At 70.8% G+C, this 19152-nt stretch carries 19 protein-coding genes; 8 read left to right on the forward strand and 11 right to left on the reverse strand.

Features of this window, described 5'->3' with window-relative positions; translation table 11 throughout:
* Positions 1 to 14 precede the first annotated feature (14 nt).
* On the forward strand, positions 15 to 611 hold the full coding sequence (locus ACNPQM_RS13940; protein WP_418084224.1) for a TlpA family protein disulfide reductase: 597 nt from the start codon (positions 15 to 17) through the stop codon (positions 609 to 611).
* Positions 612 to 956: 345 nt separating this feature from the next.
* Here ACNPQM_RS13940 and ACNPQM_RS13945 read toward each other — a convergent pair whose 3' ends face one another.
* Both ACNPQM_RS13945 and ACNPQM_RS13950 read right to left on the reverse strand, forming a co-directional pair.
* The gene (locus tag ACNPQM_RS13945) at positions 957 to 2084 is read right to left on the reverse strand and encodes an aminopeptidase P family protein (protein ID WP_358856459.1); all 1128 of its coding nucleotides are present in this window, start codon (positions 2082 to 2084) and stop codon (positions 957 to 959) included.
* Positions 2085 to 2156: 72 nt separating this feature from the next.
* Positions 2157 to 2792, reverse strand: a complete 636-nt coding sequence (locus tag ACNPQM_RS13950; protein WP_418084225.1) for a nucleoside/nucleotide kinase family protein — start codon at positions 2790 to 2792, stop codon at positions 2157 to 2159.
* A gap of 91 nt (positions 2793 to 2883) precedes the next feature.
* On the opposite strand from ACNPQM_RS13950, the gene ACNPQM_RS13955 reads away from it, so the two are divergent.
* The gene (locus ACNPQM_RS13955) at positions 2884 to 3273 is read left to right on the forward strand and encodes a VOC family protein (protein ID WP_358856457.1); all 390 of its coding nucleotides are present in this window, start codon (positions 2884 to 2886) and stop codon (positions 3271 to 3273) included.
* A gap of 456 nt (positions 3274 to 3729) precedes the next feature.
* Here the strand turns inward: ACNPQM_RS13955 and ACNPQM_RS13960 are convergent, their stop codons facing one another.
* Both ACNPQM_RS13960 and ACNPQM_RS13965 read right to left on the reverse strand, forming a co-directional pair.
* Entirely contained in the window at positions 3730 to 4311 is a 582-nt protein-coding gene (locus tag ACNPQM_RS13960) for an NAD(P)H-dependent oxidoreductase (RefSeq protein WP_418084226.1), read from the reverse strand.
* Positions 4312 to 4426: 115 nt separating this feature from the next.
* Positions 4427 to 5905, reverse strand: a complete 1479-nt coding sequence (locus ACNPQM_RS13965) for an MFS transporter (RefSeq protein ID WP_418084227.1) — start codon at positions 5903 to 5905, stop codon at positions 4427 to 4429.
* 72 nt (positions 5906 to 5977) lie between these two features.
* On the opposite strand from ACNPQM_RS13965, the gene ACNPQM_RS13970 reads away from it, so the two are divergent.
* A complete protein-coding gene (locus ACNPQM_RS13970) occupies positions 5978 to 6634 on the forward strand; it encodes a TetR/AcrR family transcriptional regulator (protein WP_418084228.1) in 657 nt (218 codons plus the stop codon).
* On the opposite strand, the gene ACNPQM_RS13975 is transcribed toward ACNPQM_RS13970, so the two are convergent.
* Both ACNPQM_RS13975 and ACNPQM_RS13980 read right to left on the reverse strand, forming a co-directional pair.
* Entirely contained in the window at positions 6626 to 6841 is a 216-nt protein-coding gene (locus ACNPQM_RS13975; protein WP_418084229.1) for a transposase, read from the reverse strand. The genes ACNPQM_RS13970 and ACNPQM_RS13975 overlap by 9 nt on opposite strands.
* Before the next feature lie 44 nt (positions 6842 to 6885).
* Entirely contained in the window at positions 6886 to 7878 is a 993-nt protein-coding gene (locus tag ACNPQM_RS13980; RefSeq protein WP_418084230.1) for a GlxA family transcriptional regulator, read from the reverse strand.
* A gap of 52 nt (positions 7879 to 7930) precedes the next feature.
* On the opposite strand from ACNPQM_RS13980, the gene ACNPQM_RS13985 reads away from it, so the two are divergent.
* The 3 genes from ACNPQM_RS13985 (at position 7931) to ACNPQM_RS13995 (ending at position 10188) form a co-directional block, all read left to right on the forward strand.
* Positions 7931 to 8326, forward strand: coding sequence for a cupin domain-containing protein (locus ACNPQM_RS13985; RefSeq protein WP_418084231.1), 396 nt, complete (start codon positions 7931 to 7933; stop codon positions 8324 to 8326).
* 481 nt (positions 8327 to 8807) lie between these two features.
* Positions 8808 to 9917 (forward strand): PP2C family protein-serine/threonine phosphatase, encoded by a 1110-nt coding sequence (locus ACNPQM_RS13990; protein WP_418084232.1) that lies wholly within the window; start codon positions 8808 to 8810, stop codon positions 9915 to 9917.
* Between the two features lie 130 nt (positions 9918 to 10047).
* A complete protein-coding gene (locus ACNPQM_RS13995) occupies positions 10048 to 10188 on the forward strand; it encodes a hypothetical protein (protein WP_418084233.1) in 141 nt (46 codons plus the stop codon).
* Between the two features lie 40 nt (positions 10189 to 10228).
* On the opposite strand, the gene ACNPQM_RS14000 is transcribed toward ACNPQM_RS13995, so the two are convergent.
* Together ACNPQM_RS14000 and ACNPQM_RS14005 are read right to left on the reverse strand one after the other, a co-directional pair.
* Positions 10229 to 10888, reverse strand: coding sequence for a LuxR C-terminal-related transcriptional regulator (locus ACNPQM_RS14000; protein ID WP_418084234.1), 660 nt, complete (start codon positions 10886 to 10888; stop codon positions 10229 to 10231).
* Entirely contained in the window at positions 10876 to 12105 is a 1230-nt protein-coding gene (locus ACNPQM_RS14005) for a sensor histidine kinase (RefSeq protein ID WP_418084235.1), read from the reverse strand. Before ACNPQM_RS14005 ends, ACNPQM_RS14000 begins: the two co-directional genes overlap by 13 nt.
* A 173-nt stretch (positions 12106 to 12278) precedes the next feature.
* Between ACNPQM_RS14005 and ACNPQM_RS14010 the strand changes: the two genes are divergently transcribed.
* The gene (locus ACNPQM_RS14010) at positions 12279 to 12989 is read left to right on the forward strand and encodes an ABC transporter ATP-binding protein (protein WP_418084236.1); all 711 of its coding nucleotides are present in this window, start codon (positions 12279 to 12281) and stop codon (positions 12987 to 12989) included.
* Positions 12986 to 15574 carry an FtsX-like permease family protein gene (locus tag ACNPQM_RS14015; protein WP_418084237.1) on the forward strand — a complete coding sequence of 863 codons (2589 nt, stop codon included), beginning with the start codon at positions 12986 to 12988 and terminating at the stop codon, positions 15572 to 15574. The genes ACNPQM_RS14010 and ACNPQM_RS14015 overlap by 4 nt, the downstream gene beginning before the upstream one ends.
* Positions 15575 to 15655: 81 nt before the next feature.
* Here the strand turns inward: ACNPQM_RS14015 and ACNPQM_RS14020 are convergent, their stop codons facing one another.
* The 3 genes from ACNPQM_RS14020 to tdh form a co-directional block, all read right to left on the reverse strand.
* Positions 15656 to 16564: a LysR family transcriptional regulator gene (locus ACNPQM_RS14020; RefSeq protein ID WP_418084238.1), complete on the reverse strand. Its 909-nt coding sequence runs from the start codon at positions 16562 to 16564 to the stop codon at positions 15656 to 15658.
* A gap of 61 nt (positions 16565 to 16625) precedes the next feature.
* A complete protein-coding gene (locus tag ACNPQM_RS14025) occupies positions 16626 to 17819 on the reverse strand; it encodes a glycine C-acetyltransferase (protein WP_358856443.1) in 1194 nt (397 codons plus the stop codon).
* 41 nt (positions 17820 to 17860) lie between these two features.
* A complete protein-coding gene (tdh, locus tag ACNPQM_RS14030; protein WP_358856442.1) occupies positions 17861 to 18889 on the reverse strand; it encodes an L-threonine 3-dehydrogenase in 1029 nt (342 codons plus the stop codon).
* Positions 18890 to 19152 lie beyond the last annotated feature (263 nt).

Raw genomic sequence — 19152 nt, forward strand, 5'->3', positions numbered from 1 at the left:
GGGAAGCTCTTCACATGATTCTCAGGCCCGTCTCACGTGCCGTCACACTGACCGCAATCGTCACTCTTGGCTCGCTGGCTCTGTCCGCCTGTGGCAGCGGCAAGTCCGGAGGCGGTGGTCAGACGAATTACGTAACGAGCACGGACGGCATCTCAACGGTTGCCAAGGGAGAGAGGAAGCCTGTCGGCCTGATCAAGGGCGAGACCCTTCAAGGCAGGCACCTCGACGTCGCCGACTTCCAAGGCAAGGTCGTCGTGATCAATGCCTGGGGTTCGTGGTGCCCACCCTGCCGGGCCGAAGCCCCGTACTTCAACAAGGTCGCCAAGGAAATGAAGACCAAGGGTGTCGAATTCGTCGGCATCAACGCCCGCGACGGCAACAAGAGTCTGTCCAAGGCCTTTGAAGACGACTTCGATATGGCATACCCGAGCCTGTACGACCCGGTTGGAAAACTTCTCCTGTCAGGATTCCCCAAGGGCACACTGAACCCTCAGTCCCTTCCATTCACTGTCGTTCTCGACCGAAATGGAAAGATAGCAGCCAGGGCACTCAGTTCAATCGACGACAACAAACTGCATAAGATGATTGACCCCCTGATCAAGGAGAACTAAATCAACCGACCCCTCGATCGCAATCCCCCACTCGGATCGATCGGCCCCATGCCGGCGTCGCGCCCCTGAACCGCCTCGCGAACCACTTTCAGGCATACACGGCCGAGTCCGGCTCAGGTGAGGCCGTGATGGGCGGTCTCGCCAACGTCCGGGCGAGGAAGGCGTTCACGTCATCGGTGTCGAACATCGCGCTCTTCCCAAAGGGAGTTGGCGGTTCCGGGTCCGGTGACAGCCCCAAGTCATGCCTTCCACAGGGTGCAACAGTCATGCCGGACCCGGAGGCCGGCGTTTCCGTTGCAGGACCGCGAAAAAACATGACGGGGCTGAACGCTCCTCCCGGTCCGGCTATTCGACGATCGCCAGCTCGCGCGCGGTCGTGTTGAGCCGGCGCCCGCCGTCCTCCGTGACGGTCACGATGTCCTCGATGCGGACGCCGAACCGGCCCGGCAGATAGATGCCGGGCTCCACGGAGAAGCACATCCCGGGCACCAGCGGCTGCTCCTCACCCTCGATCATGTACGGGGGCTCATGGGTGGTGACGCCGATGCCGTGGCCGGTCCGGTGGATGAAGCGCTCGCCGTAGCCGAACTCGGTGATGACGGCGCGGGCCGCCCGGTCGATCTCCTGGCAGGCGACCCCGGGCCGGACCGCGCGGCAGCCGGCCTCCTGCGCCTCCCGCACGATGTCGTGCACCCGCTGCTCCTCGGCGCTGGGTTCGCCGACATGGACCGTGCGCGAGGTGTCGGAGCCGTAGCCGTGCTTGAGGCCGCCGAAGTCCAGCACCACCATGTCGCCGCGCTCGATGGTGCGGTCGCCCGCCTCGTGGTGCGGGTTGGCGCCGTTGGGCCCGGAGCCGACGACGGTGAAGTCGACCTGCGAGTGCCCGAACTGCTTGAGCAGCGCGGCGAGATCGGCGGCGACGTCGGTCTCCTTGCGGCCGGCGAAGCGGACCTTCAGGATCTCCTCGTACGTGGCGTCGGCTGCGGCCCCCGCTGCCGCGAGCCGCTCCAGCTCGGCGGCGTCCTTGACCGCCCGCAGCATCGGCAGGGCCTCGGTGAGGGAGACGTACGACGTGCCCGGGAGGAAATTCTGCAGCCCGAGCAGGTGCATCGCCCAGGCGTTGTCGCTGACTCCGAACCGGCCGGCCGCGTCGAGCAGCGGGGCGGTCACGGCGTACGGGTCCTTGCCGTCGGTCCAGTCGCGCAGGGTCAGAGCCGGGGAGCCGACGGCCTTCTCGGCGTCCGGTGCCTCCAGGGTGGGGACGACGAGGACCGGGTCCTGGCCCGCCCTGAGGACGAGGAGGGTGAGGCGTTCGGTGTTCACGGGGTGGTAGCCGGTGAGGTGGACGAGGTCCGGGCCCGGTGCGACGAGGACACCCGCGAGCCCCGCCTCGGCGGCGGACTCGGCGGCCCGCTCCATCCTCGCCCGGTAGTCATCGGCGGTGAACGGCACGGGCTGGTCGGGGCTGGACATGCGGAACCTCCTGGCGATGCGACACGGCAAACGACATCCTGCCCGGCGGCAACAGTCGGCGCGAGTGGGGGGTCAGGATGCCGGGCGCAGCCGTACGACGAGGTCGGCGCGGTCCCGGCCACGGTCGACGAGCCGGGCATTGGTTTCGTCGGATCCGGCCACCCAGCGCTCCGCGTACGGCCGGGGCTTGCCGAACCGCACATGGCGGTCGACGAGCCTGCGCATCCGCACGTCCGGGTCGAGGTCCAGGAACCAGACCTCGTCGAGCAGCCCGCGCACCGGCGCCCAGGGGCCGTCGTCATGGAGCAGGTAATTGCCTTCGGTGACGACGAGCGGGATGTGCGGTGGTACGGGAACGGCCCCGGCGATCGGCTCCTCCAGGGTGCGGTCGAAGGCCGGAGCGTAGACCGGCCCCTCTTCCCCCGGCGTGCGCAGGCGGCGCAGCAGGGCGGCGTACCCGGCGGCGTCGAACGTGTCGGGGGCGCCCTTGCGGCCGGCCCGGCCCAGCCGGTCCAGCTCGGCCCCGGCCAGATGGAAGCCGTCCATCGGGACAAGGACGGCGAGCCCGGCCAGCGCGCCGACGAGCTGGGCGGCGAGGGTGGACTTCCCGGCTCCGGGCGGCCCCGCGATGCCGAGTATGCGGCGATGGCCGGGGGTGGCGAGCCGGCGGGCGCGGGCCGACAGTTCACCGACGTCACTCAGGTGCATGCGGGGCATTGTCCCGGCAGGGGAGGCACACTCGATAGTGTTACGTATAACCCTTCCGTATGCCTCAGCTCCGCACCCCCGAGGAACCGCCATGTCCCACATCGCCCTGGTCACTCTGGTCGTCCGCGACTACGACGAGGCCCTCTCCTTCTACACGGACGCCCTCGGCTTCGAACTCGTCGAGGACACCGACCGCGGGGACGGATCCCGCTGGGTCGTCGTCCGCCCGCGCGGCGCCGCGGCGGGTACGGGGCTGCTGCTGGCCCGCGCCAAGGACGAGGGCCAGCAGGCCTCCGTCGGCGCGCAGACCGGCGGCCGGGTCGGCTTCTTCCTGCACACCGAGGACTTCGCGGCCGACCACGCACGGATGCTGGCGGCCGGAGTGCGCTTCCTGGAGGAGCCGCGCCACGAACCGTACGGCTCGGTCGCGGTCTTCGAGGACCTGTACGGCAATCGCTGGGACCTGCTCCAGCCCGCGTGAACCGCGGACTTCCCACCTCGCAGCAGGCACACGAGCCCTCCCGGACGACAACGCAGTGCGCGATGATCTCGGGGCCTGAGGAACATCCGTGCCAGATCGTGCGCTAGGCGTTCTCCGGCCCTGGTGGGCGGCTGACAGGATGTCGGTCGCGGGGCTGGTCTGAAGTTGTTCCACGGATAACACCCCAATAACTGCGGTAGCTTGATCCGTCACCTGCGGTGACGTTCTCCGGCAGCTACGTGAAGCGGCCCTGTTATCAGCGGCAAGGGGGAAGTGGTGCCCACCGTCGTATGTATCGACAGCTCTCCAGATGGGCCGAAACCAGCCTCATCCACAAACTCGGCCCCGGCCTCTTTGCCGCCACAGCATGGACCGCAACTCCCCTTGCGTGACCAGCGAAAACGCTAACTACCCGGCGTTGGGTCAGAGCCCGAAAGTGGCGGGACACAGTTATGTTCACTGCTGTGGCCCGGAGTTCCTGGCGGCGGAGCGGGCTACCGCTGCGGTTCGGTGGATGTGCATCAGCAGCCGCAGCATGACTCCGGGGTCGGTGACCAATACGCGCCCGTCGGGCTGCGGGCGCAGTGTCCTGGCTGCGCAGGGAACGACGGTGCGCGGGCCGACGAGGTTACAGCGCGCGCTGGTGAGCAGTTCCTCTGCGGAGGTGAACGAACAGGGCAGGGGCGTGGCGGCCTCCGTGGTCAGTACGGCGGTCGGCAGGGCCAGCAGCGGAGAGCCCGTGGACGGCCAGCCGAGCCAGTTCAGGGCTGTGGACCAAGGCCATGGCAGTGGCCCGTCAGCTTCGGGCAGAGCGATCAGCAGCGCGTGCGTGTCCGCCACCAGCGCCCGCAGCTTCTGCACCTGTGGCGGGAGGGAAGAGGTGCCGGGGTCGGCGTGCGCGGGCAGATCATCGGGCACCTGGCACAGGTCGACGCGTACACCGCTGGGCCCGGGCCCAGCGAGTGCGCGTAGCAGAAGCTCCCCGAAGGGGTCGGTGGTTGCGCCGGCGAACAGGCCGAGCATACGTACTTCGTCCACGGTCGTCTCTCTTTCAGCGGGAGTTTGACGACAGGGCCTAGCTGGGGCTCTGGCGCATGTACGGCAGCGCCCCGTCAGGCGCGCGGTGACGCGGTCCGACGGGGCGCTACGGGGGTTAGCCCTGCTGTGCTGCCTTGGGGCGCAGCCTGCGGGCGATCAGCATGCCCGCGATGGCGAGCAGGCCGGTGAGGACGAAGACGCCCAGCAGTGCGGTGCGGGTGGAGCCGCCGTAGTTCTGGGCGAACGCGATGGCCGCGCCGCCGAGCCCGGCGATCACGCCGGTCGCCAGGGTCTGGGCGAGCTGCAGCGCGCCGCTGGCTTCACCCTGCTGCTCCGGCGGGGCCTGCTCCAGGGTGTCGGTGGTGGCGGCGTTGAAGCCGATACCCATGCCGAGACCGCCGATGGCCCATCCGACCAGGGCGGTCCAGGAGGGGAGTGCGCTGGTCAGGATCGTCAGCGCGATCAGCGCGACGCCCGCCAGCAGGACGGCGAAGCCCAGCACGGTGGAAGCCGTGCGCGTGCCGTTCTTCCCGTTGTCCCGCTTGGCCTGCAGGCCTGAGCCGATAACCCAGGTGATGGCTCCGGCGGACAGGCCCAGACCGGCCAGTGTGGTGCCCATGCCCCGCAGCTGCTGCAGCCCGAGGGGCAGGAAGGCTTCGCTGCCGAAATAGACACCGCACAGCAGGCCACGGACGACGACACCCGCACCGAGGCCGGCCCGGGCGCTGAGAGTACCTTCCGGGGTGACCCAGCGCAGCGCGGGCACAGCAACGGCGACTCCGGCCACGGCCAGCACGATCAGCAGGACGAGGTTCTTCAGCAGCAGCGCCTGGAGCAGTACGCCGGTGCCCACGGTGAGCAGGATCGCGCTGGCCAGCGGACGCTTCCACCACGGAGCGGCCAGGGCCGGGGCGGTGGCGGCTGCTTCTGCGCGATGCAGGCGGCGCAGGCCGGGCAGGGTGAGCAGCGCGGCCACCGCGGCGATCGGCAGCATGAGCAGGAAGACCGAGCGCCACGTGATGTGGTCGGCGAGGATGCCAGTGATAGCGGGGCCGACGAGAGAAGGGATCGTCCAGGCCGAGGAGAGCAGGGCGTACATCCGGGCCCGCAGGCGCTCGGGGTAGGCAAGTCCGATCATGGTGTAGGCCATGGACATGACCGCTCCTACGCCCAGGCCCTGTCCGAAGCGGCCCACTAGGAACAGCAGCCAGGAGGGTGCGGCACCGGCCACCGCGCAGCCCGCCGCGAAGACGAGCATGCCCAGGGCCATCGGGCGCCAGGGGCCCCGGCGGTCGGCGGCGCGCCCGGCGAGCACGGTGCCGATGATGTTGGCGAGCATCAGTGCCGACAGGCCCCACCCGTAAGCGCCCAGGCCGTCGAGGTCCTCCGCGATGCCGGGCAGCACGGTCGCCACCCCGAGGGACTCGAACGCGACCATGCCGACCGCCAGCAGGACGCCGAGGGTGAGCGCGCGGTATGCGCCCGAGAAGACGCCCTCCTTACCGGCTCTGTTCTCTGCGGGGGGAGAGGCTGGGGCTTCTTCGGGGGCGTGCGCGGGGTCGCTGTCCGTCGCGTCGGCGGAGGTGTGGGACATGGAGTGGACTCCTCGAAAGATTCCGTTCCGTTCCATATCGGAACGTAATTGAATGCTACCTATACTTGCCGCATGGTCAACACCAAGAGCGACGGAGGAAGAGCCGGGGCCCGCAAAGCCTCCGGCAGGCCGCGGGATACCCGAATCGACGAGGCCGTGCCCGAAGCGGTGATGGAGATCCTCAACGAGGTCGGTTACGGCAGCCTCACCCTGGAGGCGGTGGCCGCCCGCGCCGGTACGAGCAAACCCGCGCTGCGTCGCCGCTGGCGCTCCCGCCAGCACCTGGTCGTGTCGGCTCTGGCCCGGACCATCGGCACTACGCCGACCCCCGACACCGGCTGCACGCACTGCGACCTCATTGCCGGTATCGGCACCCTCAGCGAGGCGTTCACCAGCACCGTGGGCCGAAGAGCGCTGCCGGGGCTCGTTGCGGACCTCGCCAACGACCCGCGACTGGAAAAGGAGTTCAAGGACACCTTCTTCCATCCGCGCCGCGCCACCACTGCCGAAGCGCTGCGTCGCGGCATCGACCGGGGTGACATCCGACCCGATGCGGACATCGATCTTCTGCTGGACATGCTGGCGTCGACCACGTACTACCGTGTGCTCTTCGGGCACCTGCCCATCACGCCAGAACTTGCCGAAGACGTCGTATCGGTGGTCATGGCGGGCATTGCCACCAGGCGGTGGCGTGACGAGCACGATCCCTCACGCGGCGTGTCAGGGTGACGTTGGGGTGTCGAGGGTCAGGCCGGTGTCGGCTATGAAGCCGTCGAGGGTGTCGGGCCGGTACTGAAGGCGTTTGAGTCGGTTGCGTACGAGAGCTTCGAGTCTGTCGAGGGCGACCATGGCGAGGTTGGCCAGGCTGAGCTTGACGTGTGCCCAGACCCATTCCACGGCGTTGAGGTCGGGCGAGTAGGCGGGCAGCAGGAACACCGTCAGCTACTCGCGCTGGTTGATCAGCTCAGGGACGCCCGCCGTCAGTTCGCTTCCGGCCCGAACCGGCGCTTGTATGCCGACGGTGTGATGCCGGTCTCGCGGCGCATCAGCGTGCGCAGATTGGCAGCAGTGCCAAGCCCGCTGCGTCGCGCGACCACCTCGAACCGGGACTCACCTCGCTCGATCAACCGGCACGCCAGAGCAAGCCGTTCCCCCGTCAGCCACGTCAACGGCGTCGTGCCCAGTTGCGCCTGGAAGCGGCGATGCACAGTCGCCGGACTGACCGCCGCACGCGCCGCAAGGTCCGACACAGTAAGCGGTGAGTCCAACCGTTCCTGAGCCCAGGCCAGGACAGGCGCCAGAGACTCGTCCGGCAGGTCGGGCATGGGACGCTCCACGAACTGCCGCTGCCCACCGTCCCGGTGCGCCGCGAAGACCAGCCGCCGGCTCACAGAGTTGGCGACCTCCGCGCCGTAGTCGCGGCGGACCACATGCAGCCCAAGATCGAGAGCAGCTGCACTCCCTGCAGCGGTGAGGATGTCACCGTCATCCACGAACAGCACGTCTGCTTCGAGGCGGACAGAGGGGAAGCGCGCCCGGAAGGAATCCGCCCACTGCCAGTGCGCGGTGGCCCGGCGCCCGTCGAGGACTCCGGCCTCGGCCAGTGTGAAGGCGCCGCTGCAGAAGCCGACCAGGCGCGCACCGCGGGAGTGTGCCCGGCGGACGGCATCGAGCACGGCGGGACGGCGGGGCACTTCTATGTCCGGCCGGTTGGGGACGATCAGGGTGTCCGCCGCGTCGGCCGCTTCCAGGTCGGCGACTCCCGTGAGCGTGAAGAATCCGTCTCGCATCAGGGTGCGGGGCTCGGGGGAACAGAGCCTGAAGTCGTAGAGATCACGGCCGATCTCCGGTCTGCGCAGACCGAAGACCTCGGTCGCGCAGCCCAGCTCGAAGGGGTTCGAGTTCTCGTCCACGATCACGACGACCCTGTGTACGCCCGCCGCGCGAGCTGCGTGCGAGGATTCTTTCGCCATGTGCAATTTCTAGCACTCACGGCGGCCATGCGAAACGGCTCAGGATGAGCCCATGAGCAGCGAACCCATCCCCCTCAGCAAGGCTCTGGCCTCCTTCGATGCCCTGTGGAGCCCCCGCATCGTCACTCGCGTCAACAACTATGACGTCCGCATCGCCAAGGTCGAGGGCGAACACATCTGGCACGTCCACGACGACACGGATGAGTTCTTCCTGGTACTCGACGGCGAACTGCACATCTCCCTGCGCGAGCCCGACGGGGAGCGCACGGTCCTGCTCCCACAGGGGGCGGTCTTCACCGTCCCCCGAGGCACAGAGCACAAGCCGTACGCTCCGTCCGGCGCCGCAATCCTCATGTTCGAGCCCACCGGGACACCGACCGTGGGCGATCGCCACGACGAGATCCCAGAGCACGTCGACTCAACAACCGGACACGCCCTCAACACCTGACCCCGACAGGCTTCGGACCCGCCACTGCCCATGGCGTCAGCCTGTCACCGGGTCGGTTACATTCACCGACTGCCCGGCGAGAGCGGCGCGGAACTCAATCCTCGGCGGTATCCGCGTCGCGCAGGTGGCGCATTCCGCCGGGCAAACACTCCACCGGGTACCGGTTCCCCCTGTACGACGGCGGCGCGCTGTCCACGGACGACCCCTCCCAGCACCAACCAAAAGATCATCCCACCCGGTCAGTCGACGTGACAGTGTCCTCAGGAACGGTCACCCCGGTCCGTGAGTGCCGCCGGGGTGCTGCTTGCCCGCGGTGACATGGGTCTGGCCTCGCTGGCTCGCCTCCCGTCTCGTTCCCGCGTCTGCGGTACTGCACGGGAGGGTGTAAGCAGGAAATATGCGCCTGCAGCAGCGGTTTGCACCTCGCCCTCGCCCACGGCAGGCCGGTGACGCTCTGCTGGCGCTCCCGCTGGGTTTGATCGTGGCGATCGTGCTGACCGACGTGCTGAGCCCCGGTTTGCCGATGGGCCCGTCGCTGCTGATCGTGGCGCCCGCGCTCACCGCGTCCTTCGCCTCCACCCTCATCACCGGGGCGATCGCTGCCCTGGCAGCAGCGGGCATGCTCGTCATCGGCCTCCAGAACGGCCACCTGCTCGGCGGCACGATGGACTTCGGCTCGCAGCTCATCGCCCTGGTGGTGGTCTCGGTGATCGTGACGGTCTTCCGCTATCTGCAAGAGCGGCACGCCCGTGAGCTGGAGCTGATACGGACGGTGGCAGAGGCTACGCAGCGGGTGGTCCTACGGCCGCTGCCGCGCCGGATCGGCCCGCTGCGGGTGGGCTCGGTGTATATGGCGGCACAGGAGCAGTCCCTGATCGGCGGCGACCTGTACGCGGCCGTCCGCACGCCCACGGGAACCCGGCTGATCATCGGGGATGTGATGGGCAAGGGCCTGACCGCGATCAGCGACGCAGCCCTGCTGCTGGGCGCCTTCCGGGAAGGCGCGCACCGCCAGGCCGGCCTGTCCGACCTTGCGGCCTACCTGGACCACAGCGTGTGCTGGAACCTGGCCGACCCCACCGAGGCGGAGAAGGCCGGCGAGTGCTTCATCACCGCCGCCATCCTCGACATCCCCGACACGCTGCCACAGGTGGACATGGTCACCTGCGGGCATCCGCCCGCCTTGCGGCTGCACGGCCAGAAGGTCTCCACACTGCACGCCACCTGCCCCGCCCCGCCGCTGGGCCTGGGCGAAATGGCCGACCACCACTACCACGTCGACACCTTCACGTTCGAGCCCGGAGACATGCTGCTCCTGCACACCGACGGGGTGATAGAGGCCCGGGACACTCGGGGTGTCTTCTACCCGCTGTCCGAACGCGCCCCCTCCTGGGCCCCTCACAGCCCCTCCGCGCTGGTCAACCACCTGCGCACCGACCTGCTCGCCCACGTCGGCGGACACCTGGCCGACGACGCCGCCGTGATCGCCGTCCAACGCAGCCGTCGGCCGACACCTACCGAGGCGACCGAAACCGCGCCCCTACCCCGACCCGTCGGCAGAGGCGGCCAGGCACCCGACTCGGCGACCTGAGCGGCTGTGTCTGATCCCGGCATGAGACGTCGGGCGCAGATCTGCGGCCGTCTGGGGGTGGCGCGGAGCAGGGCCGGCTTCGTTCATGTCTCGCTCAGGACGGTCACTGGCCGCTGCTACGTTCAGCGACATGACTGACCGTGCCCGGACCTCCCTGGCCGAGGCGAAGGCCTTGCTGAGGCGCGCGACGTGGCAGTCCGGCACCGGGATCGGCGAGCTGGTCCAGGAGGCGAAGTGGGCGGTCGCCCGGCTGCGCGGCGCGTCGCATTGAGCGGCCGGGTGCGAAAGGACCGGACGGCCGGGCAGGGTGTTCAGCGCTTCGCCCGGCCCTCCAGGTACGCGAGTACGGCGAGCACCCGCCGGTGCACCGTGCCGTCGTCCGGTTCCAGGCCGAGCTTGGCGAAGATCGAGCCGATGTGCTTGCTCACCGCCCGCTCCGTGACGACGAGTTCGGCGGCGATGGTGCCGTTCGCCTTGCCCTGGGCCATCAGTTCCAGCACCTCGCGTTCGCGCGGGGTGAGGCTCTGCAGCGGTTCGGCGGACGACTTGCGGGTCAGCAACTGGGTCACGACCTCCGGGTCGAGGGCTGTGCCGCCTGCCGCCACCCGGTCGAGGGCCTCCAGGAACTGGTCGACCCGGCCCACCCGGTCCTTGAGGAGGTAGCCGATGCCCTGGGCGCCCTGGGCAAGCAGCTCGGCGGCATAGGTCTCCTCGACGTACTGGGACAGGACGAGGATCGGCAGCTCGGGCAGTTCCGCGCGGGCTGCGACGGCGGCGCGCAGGCCCTCGTCCCGGAAGGTCGGCGGCAGCCGTACGTCGAGGACGGCGGCGTCCGGCCGGTGCTTCAGCAGGGCGGGAAGGATCTCCGGCCCGGTGGCCGCGTCGGCCACCACCTCGTGGCCCGAACTGGTGAGCAGCAGGATCAGGCCCTCCCGCAGCAGGGCGTTGTCCTCGGCGATCACGATCCGCACGGCAGCTCCACTTCGATGTCCGTCGGCCCTCCGGTGGGGCTGCTGATGCGGGTGGTGCCGTCCAGTGCGGCGACCCGCCGCCTGATCCCCACCAGGCCGCTGCCGGCGCGTTCGTCCGCGCCGCCGTGTCCATCGTCCCCGATGACCACACGCAAGGTGTCGGGGCCCCGGCCGATCCGGACCGTGGCGGCCGTCGCGCCGCTGTGCTTGCTGATGTTGGTGAGCGCCTCGGCGACCACGAAGTACGCGGCCGCCTCTATGGCGGCCGGGAGCCGCCGCCCGTCCTCGACACCGTCGAGGTCCGCCGTGACGGGTACGGCGACATCGGCGGCCAGTGCCCGTACCGCACCCGCCAGTCCACGGTCCGTCAGCACGGGCGGATGGATGCCGCGGACCACGTGCCGCAGCTCCGCGAGGGCCGCCTCCGCGCCGTCCTGGGCCTCGTCGAGGCGGAGCCGGGCGGCGGCGGGGTCGCGGTCGAGGAGCTGTTTGGCGAGCCCGATGCGCATCGACAGGGCGACGATCCTGGCCTGGGCTCCGTCGTGCAGATCCCTTTCGATGCGGCGCAGTTCGGCGCCGTGCGCCTCGACGGCGCCGGCCCGACTCTCCGTCAGCTGCGCGATCCGGTCGCCGAGTTCGGCGGAGTGCGACGAGGTCAGCAGCGAACGGGACCAGCTCGCCGCGAGGTCCGCGAGCACGGGGTGCCAGCGCAGTACCCAGCCCTGCCGCTCGGGAAGCGGTGTGCCGTACTCGTCGGCGGTGCGCCGGTCCAGGGCGTGCACGACGGTCAGTGCGGCTCCGTCCACGAAGAGACCGACCGGCCACAGGACCATGGTGAGATAGGCGAGTACGTTGCCGATGAGCGCCTGGGCCGGCAGCCAGAGCGCGTCGCGCCAGGTCGCGGGGTCGGTGAGGACCCGGCGGACCCGCTCGGACAGTTCCCCGCCGTCCAGCGGAAGATACTGCGCCGGGCGGAACGGCACCCCGAGCCGCGCGGCGGACCGGCGGCGCTCGAAGTCCGCGAAGCGCCGCAGCAGTTTGGCGGCCTCCGGCAGGGCGGGCAGCCCGATGATCACGGCGGCGAACATCAGGACGGCGACCACCAGGAACGCGCCCATGTAGGCGAGCAGTGCCACCGGGACGCCGATGAACAGATAGCGCGAGGCATCCCACGAACGCCGGATGGCGACTGTCAGCGGGGCGGGATCGGTGCTCATGTCAGATCACGTTACGGGGGCCCTCCCGACTGCGGAGTGGGGCCCGTCCCCGGCTCATGGTGGAGCTGGCTGTACCCCCGTTCCGGGAGCGCGCACTCTCCCCCGCATCACCGCTCGCCCCTAACGTTTATGCAGGTCAGGAGCCATATCAGCAACAGCGGAGGTAACCAACGGTGGACACGGTCACGGCAGTGCGGGCGACCGCGCTGAGCCTGGAGTCGGTGAGCCGGCGCTACGGGCGGCGCGGTCGCGCTCGGGAGGTGGTGGCGCTCGACGCGGTGAGCTGCGCGGTCCCGGCCGGGAGCTTCACCGCGGTGGTCGGCCCTTCCGGGTCCGGCAAGAGCACATTCCTGCAGTGCGCGGCGGGGCTGGACCGTCCCACCTCGGGAACGGTACGGATCGGTGGCACCGACCTGGGGTCGCTGAGCGAGGCGGCACTGACCCGGCTCCGCCGGGACCGGGTGGGTTTCGTCTTCCAGTCGCACGCACTGAACCTGGTGCCGTCGCTGTCCATCGAGGAGAACGTCGTTCTGCCGCTGGTGCTCGCCGGAGCGGATCCGGGCGACGCCGGGGTGCTGGCCCGGGGGCAGGATCTGCTGGCCCGCGTGGGTCTTACGGGGCGCGGGGCGGAGAGTCCGACCACGCTCTCGGGCGGCCAGCAGCAGCGGGTCGCGGTGGCCCGCGCACTGGTGACCGAACCCGCGGTGATCTTCGCGGACGAGCCGACGGCGTCCCTGGACCCGGAGTCGGCGGTGCTGGTCCTCGGTCTGCTGCGGGACGCGGTCCGGATCGACGGCCGTACGGTCGTCATGGTCACCCATGATCCGGTGGCGGCGAGCTGGGCGGACACCGTACTGACGATGGACGGCGGGCGGCTGCGATGAGCACGAGGATCCGGAAGGTGGAGACCGTGCGGGCGCGGTCCGGGTCGCAGCGCGCGTCGGCGTTCCTGGCCAGGCGCTCGCTGACGACACACCGGCGGGCCTGGGCTGCCGTGTTCGCGACGACGGCAGCCACGGCAGCGCTGATCGGCGCGTTCGCGCTGGTGCTCGGCTCGCTGCTGCTGGCGCGGCCCCCGGTGGCGCGGTACACGGGCGCGGACGCGGTGGTGGCGGCCGACCAGAAGGTGTCGTACACGGCGAAGCCGTGGGGCAGTGAGCCGATGACGGTGACGGCATATCTGTCGGAACGGGCCCGGCTGGACCGGGCCGTGGTGGCGAAAGCCGCGGCGGCCGACGGGGTGGCGAAGGCGGTCGCGGACGACTCGGTGCCGCTGACGCTGAGTGGTGGCGCCGGTGCGGTCGGCCGTTCCTGGCCGTCGGCGGTGCTCACTCCGTACGAGCTGACCTCCGGCCGGGCGCCGCGGAGCGCGGACGAGGTGGTTGTCGACCGGGCGCTGGCAACGGCCGGGGCCGAGGTCGGCTCGGCTGTGAAACTCCAGGTGGACGGCGCCGCGCGCGCGTACACCGTCAGCGGTGTCGCGGACGCGGGCGGCCGGGGCGAGGGCACCCCCGCCGTCTTCTTCACCGAAGCGCGGCTGACCGCGCTGGCCGGGCACCCCGGCACGGTCGACGCGGTCGGGATCGTGGCGCGGGACGGCGTCTCCTCGGACGTGTTGCGGGACTCGTTGGGCGACGCGTTGCCCGACCGTACGGACACCGGGCGCGGCATCCGGGTCCTCACCGGCCCCGCACGCGGAGAGGCCGAGCACCTGGACGCGCTGGGCGGGCGCGGTGATCTCCTGGCGCTGCTCGGCTCGATCGCGGGCACGGTCCTCATGGTGGCGCTTCTCGTTCTTTCCACGACCGTCTCCCAGGCGGTCCACCAGCGCTCCGGTGAGCTGGCGCTGCTGCGGGCTGTCGGCGCGACGCCGCGGCAGCTCAGGTCGGCGGTCGGCCGAGAGGTGAGCCGGGTGGCCGGTGCGGCGGTGGTGCTGGGCGGGGTCGGGGCCGTACCGCTGGGGCTGCTCATGCGGTCGCTGCTGACGACGGATCCGCTGCCGCTGCCCGCACCGCTGTGGCTGCCGCTCGCGGCTGCCGTGGCCGCCGCAGTGGTCGTCGCCGGGGCCGCACGTCCGGTCTCGCTGCTCGCCGCCCGGTCGATCACCGGGATGCGGCCGGCCGCCGCGCTGAGTGCGGCGCGCGCCCCCGAGCCGGCTGAGCCGGGCCGGCTGCGGACCGGTGCGGGCATGCTGCTGGCCGTGGCCGGGGTCGGTTCGGCGGGCGCGGCCATGACGCAGGGCGGTCAGGCGGCCGCAGTGGCCGCGTCGGGCGCGGCGACGTCGCTGGTCGTCGCGGTGGCGCTGCTCGGGCCGTGGATCGCGCGGGCGTCGACACGGGTGCTGGGTGCACCGCTGCGGCGTGCAGGCGGTGTCTCCGGGTTCCTGGCGGCGAAGTCGGCGGCCGCGCACAACCGGCGGCTGGGCGCGGCGATCACGCCGATCGTGCTGGTGGTCGCGTTCGTCTGCGTCCAGCTGACGGCGGCGGCGACGCTGGAACGGGCCGCCGACCGGCAGTCGGCGTCCGCGCTGCGGGCGGACCTGGTGGTGACGGCTCCGGCGGGGCTGCCCGGGGACGCGGCGGCCGCGGTGCGCAAGGCGCCGGGTGTGGCGGCTGCGACAGGTGTGCTGCGGTCGTCGGTCATGCTCGCGCACCACGAGATGGGCGATCCGAAGCTGGACCGCTACCCGGTGCTGGGTGTGACGGCGGCCGAGCTGTCCGACACGGTCGATCCGGGCGTCGTATCGGGTGACCTGGCCGCCCTGACGGGACGCTCCGCGGTCGCGGTCGGCAGGGACCGGGCGGACGAGCTCGGCGTCGGCGTCGGCGACCGGGTGCGGCTGCGGCTCGGTGACGGTACGCAGACGCGGCTGCGGGTGGTTGCGGTGTACGAACGGGCCCTGGGGCTCGGCGAGTTCATGCTGCCGCGCGAAGCGCTGACCGGCCATGTGTCGGCGGCGCGCGATGCCAGGATCCTGGTCCGCTCGGAGGAAGGGCCGGCTGCGGCGTCGGTACGCCGCGCGGTCGCCCCGTACGCCGGTGCGCAGGTCCGGGCCGCGACGGCGGACGACGTACGGATCGCGCCGTCGTCGTCGGAGGAGGACGACGCGCTGATCGTCATCGGGGTCGGGGTGATCGGCGGGTTCGCGCTGCTGGCGGTGGTGAGCACGCTGACCCTGATCACGGTGGGCCGCCGGCGGGAATTCCGCCTGCTGCGGCTGGTCGGGGCGGGGCGCAGGCAGGTGACGCGGATGCTGTTCCTGGAGACGGGGCTGGTGGCCGTGGCGGGCCTGACGATCGGCACGGCGGTGGCGGCGGTCCCTCTGACGGCGTTCGCGGTGTCGGCGGCGGGGACGGTGCCGTATCTGGAGCCGGTGCGGTACGGGGTGCTGGCGGGAACGGTGCTGATGGCCGCGGTGGCGGGCGTGGTGATCCCGAGGGCGTCCGCTGGCCGCGTCAGGAGGCGGTGAGGGTGCGGTGGGCGGCCCGGGGCCGCTTAGAGGAGCTGACAGAATGGGCGCCCGGCTCGCGGCGGACCGGCCGAAGGATGCCTACAGCACCCGCCCCGCCGCCCCCCGCAACGCGTCGAGCACCGGACGGATCAGCGGATGCCCCTCCGCCCCCTGCCGTACCGCGGCGAACACCCGCCGGGTCGGTGCGCTGCCCTCCACCGGGCGTACCACCACCCCCGCGAGTTCCATCCCCCGCAGCGCCGACCTCGGCACCAGTGCCACTCCGGCCCCCGCTCCGGCGAGTGCCACCACCGCGCGGAAGTCGTCCGATGAGTGCTCCAGTCTCGGCTGGAAGCCGGCGAATTCGCAGGAGAGCACCACCACGTCGTGGCACGGGTTGCCGGGGTACGGGCCGATCCACGGGTCCTTCTCCAGGTCCGCGATCGCCACCTGGTCCTGGCCGGCCAGCCGGTGCCCCACCGGCAGCACGGCGTCGAACGGCTCCGAGTACAGCGGCACCCGGGTCAGCCGCCGGTCGTCCTCGCCGGGCGCTCCCCGGTATTCGACGGCGACCGCCACATCGACCTGCCGGTCGAGCACCATCGGCACGCTCGCGTCACCTTCCGCGTCCTGTACCCGGACCCGGATGCCGGGCGCGGTCAGCGTCAGTTCGGCGATGGCGGGGGCGAGCACGAGCCCGATGCCGGTGGCGAACGCGGCGACCGTGACCGTACCGGCGTCTCCCGCCCCGTACGCGGCGAGCTCCGCCTCGGCCCGTTCCAGCTGGGCCAGCACCACATTGGTGTGGGTCAGCAGGATCTCGCCGGCCGACGTGAGCCGTGCGCCGCGGGCGCTGCGGTCGACCAGCCGGTGGCCGGTCTCCTGTTCCAGGGCGGCGAGCTGCTGGGAGACGGCGGACGGCGTCAGATAGAGCGCGGCGGCTGCCGCAGTCACGGTGCGGTGGTCGGCCACCGCACGGAGAATACGCAGCCGCCGTGCATCGATCATGTGATCCATTGTCCCAGGTCCCGGGGGGTGTACGGGACCTGGGACCGCCCCGCTCGTGGAGCTACTCGCCGAGCGCGGCCCGCGCCTCGACGAACGCGTCCACCGCACGGTTCACGTCGTCCGTCGAGTGCGCGGCCGACAGCTGGACGCGGATGCGCGCCGCGCCCTGCGGGACGACCGGGTAGGAGAACCCGATCACATACACACCGCGCTCCAGGAGCAGCTCCGCCATCCGGCCTGCCTTCGCCGCGTCCCCGATCATCACGGGGGCGATGGCGTGGTCGCCGGGCAGGATGTCGAAGCCCTCCTCGGTCATCCGGTTACGGAAGAGCGCGGTGTTGGCAGCCAGCCGCTCGCGCAGGTCACCGGCGGACTCCAGGAGGTCGATGACCTTGAGTGAGGCCGCCGCGATGACCGGGGCGAGGGAGTTGGAGAAGAGGTACGGACGGGACCGCTGGCGCAGCAGTGCGACGATCTCGGCGCGGGCCGCTACGTAGCCGCCGGAGGCACCGCCGAGCGCCTTGCCGAGCGTGCCGGTGATGATGTCGACGCGGTCCATGACGTCGTGCAGTTCAGGCGTGCCGCGGCCGCCGGGGCCCACGAAGCCGACGGCGTGCGAGTCGTCGACCATGACCATGGCGTCGTACCGGTCGGCCAGGTCGCAGATCTCGCGGAGCGGGGCGACGTACCCGTCCATGGAGAACACGCCGTCGGTGACGATGAGCCGGCGCCGCGCCCCGGACGCCTCCTTGAGCTGCTGCTCCAGGTCGTCCATGTCGCGGTTGGCGTAGCGGAACCGCTTGGCCTTGGAGAGGCGGATGCCGTCGATGATGGAGGCGTGGTTGAGGGCGTCGGAGATGACCGCGTCCTCCGGGCCGAGGACGGTCTCGAACACGCCGCCGTTGGCGTCGAAGCAGGAGGAGTAGAGGATCGTGTCCTCCTGGCCGAGGAACGACGAGAGCCGCTGCTCCAGCTCCTTGTGGACCTCCTGCGTTCCGCAGATGAAGCGGACCGAGGCCATCCCGTAGCCCCAGCGGTCCAGCGCCTCGTGGGCGGCGCTGATCACCTCGGGGTGGTCGGCGAGCCCCAGGTAGTTGTTGGCGCAGAAGTTGAGCACCTCACCGGGGCGGCCACCGGCGGTGACGGCGACGGACGCGGACTGCGGGGTGCCGATCACACGCTCGGGCTTGTGGAGCCCGGCGGCCTTGATCTCGTCGAGGGTCGTGCGCATGTCGTCGCGTACGGAGTCGAACATGAGGGGTGTCTCCTGGTGTGTACGGGCCGGTACGAGGTCGGTCAGACGGTCCAGTCGAGGATGACCTTGCCGCCGCGCCCGCTCGCCGCGTCGTCGAAGGCCGCCTCGAAGTCGCGGTAGCCGTACCGTCCGGTGACCACGGGGGCGAGGTCGAGGCCGCCCTCGAGCAGCACGGACATGGCGTACCAGGTCTCGTACATCTCGCGGCCGTAGATGCCCTTGATCGTGATCATCGAGGTGACGACGCGGGACCAGTCGACGGCGAACTCCTCGGACGGCAGTCCGAGCATGGCGATCCGTCCGCCGTGCGTCATGTTCGCGATCATGTCGCGCATGGCCTCGGGGCGGCCGGACATCTCCAGGCCGATGTCGAAGCCCTCGCGCAGGCCGAGGTGGCGCTGGCCGTCGGCGATGGTCTCCTCGGCGACGTTGAGGGCGAGGCTGACGCCAACCTTCCGGGCGAGTTCGAGCCGGGCCTCGCTGACGTCGGTGATGACGACGTTGCGGGCGCCCGCGTGCTTGGCGACGGCCGCGGCCATGATGCCGATCGGGCCGGCGCCGGTGATCAGGACGTCCTCGCCGACCAGCGGGAAGGACAGCGCGGTGTGCACGGCGTTGCCGAACGGGTCGAAGATCGCGGCGATGTCGAGGTCGACCGGGACCCGGTGCACCCACACGTTGGAGGCGGGCAGCGCGACGTACTCGGCGAACGCCCCGTCCCGGCCGACGCCAAGCCCAAGAGTGGCGCGGCAGAGGTGGCGGCGTCCGGCCAGACAGTTGCGGCACTTCCCGCAGACCAGGTGGCCTTCGCCGCTGACCAGGTCGCCGACGGTGATGTCGACGACATCGGCGCCGATCGCGGCGACCTCGCCGACGAACTCGTGACCGAGGACGAGCGGCGTCTTCACGGCCTGCTGTGCCCAGCCGTCGTAGTTGCGGATGTGCAGGTCGGTTCCGCAGATGCCGGTACGGAGGACCTTGATCAGCACGTCCGAGGGGCCGATCTCCGGCTCGGGAACGTCCATCAGCCAGAGTCCGGGCTCGGCCTTCTGCTTCACAAGTGCCTTCACGGCTGCGGCTCCCTGTACGTGGTGCGAGGTGAACGCCCCGGGCCGGGGGCAGCCTGAAGGGAGCCTGCGGCCCGGGGAAGATGAGAGGGACGGCATGGGGGCAGCGCGCACGGTGATCGGCTGCCGCGCACCATCCTCCGCCGTCACGGAGAAATCTGCCGTACCCCGCGCCACAGGTCCATCGAGGTTTTCTTAAGCGCAGCCGCAGCTCCGCTTCATGCCCGCCCCGCGCGGAAGGGGCCGGCCGCCCTTCGGTGCGGGCG

This window comes from Streptomyces sp. NPDC056231 (assembly GCF_048270745.1).
Lineage (GTDB): Bacteria > Actinomycetota > Actinomycetes > Streptomycetales > Streptomycetaceae > Streptomyces.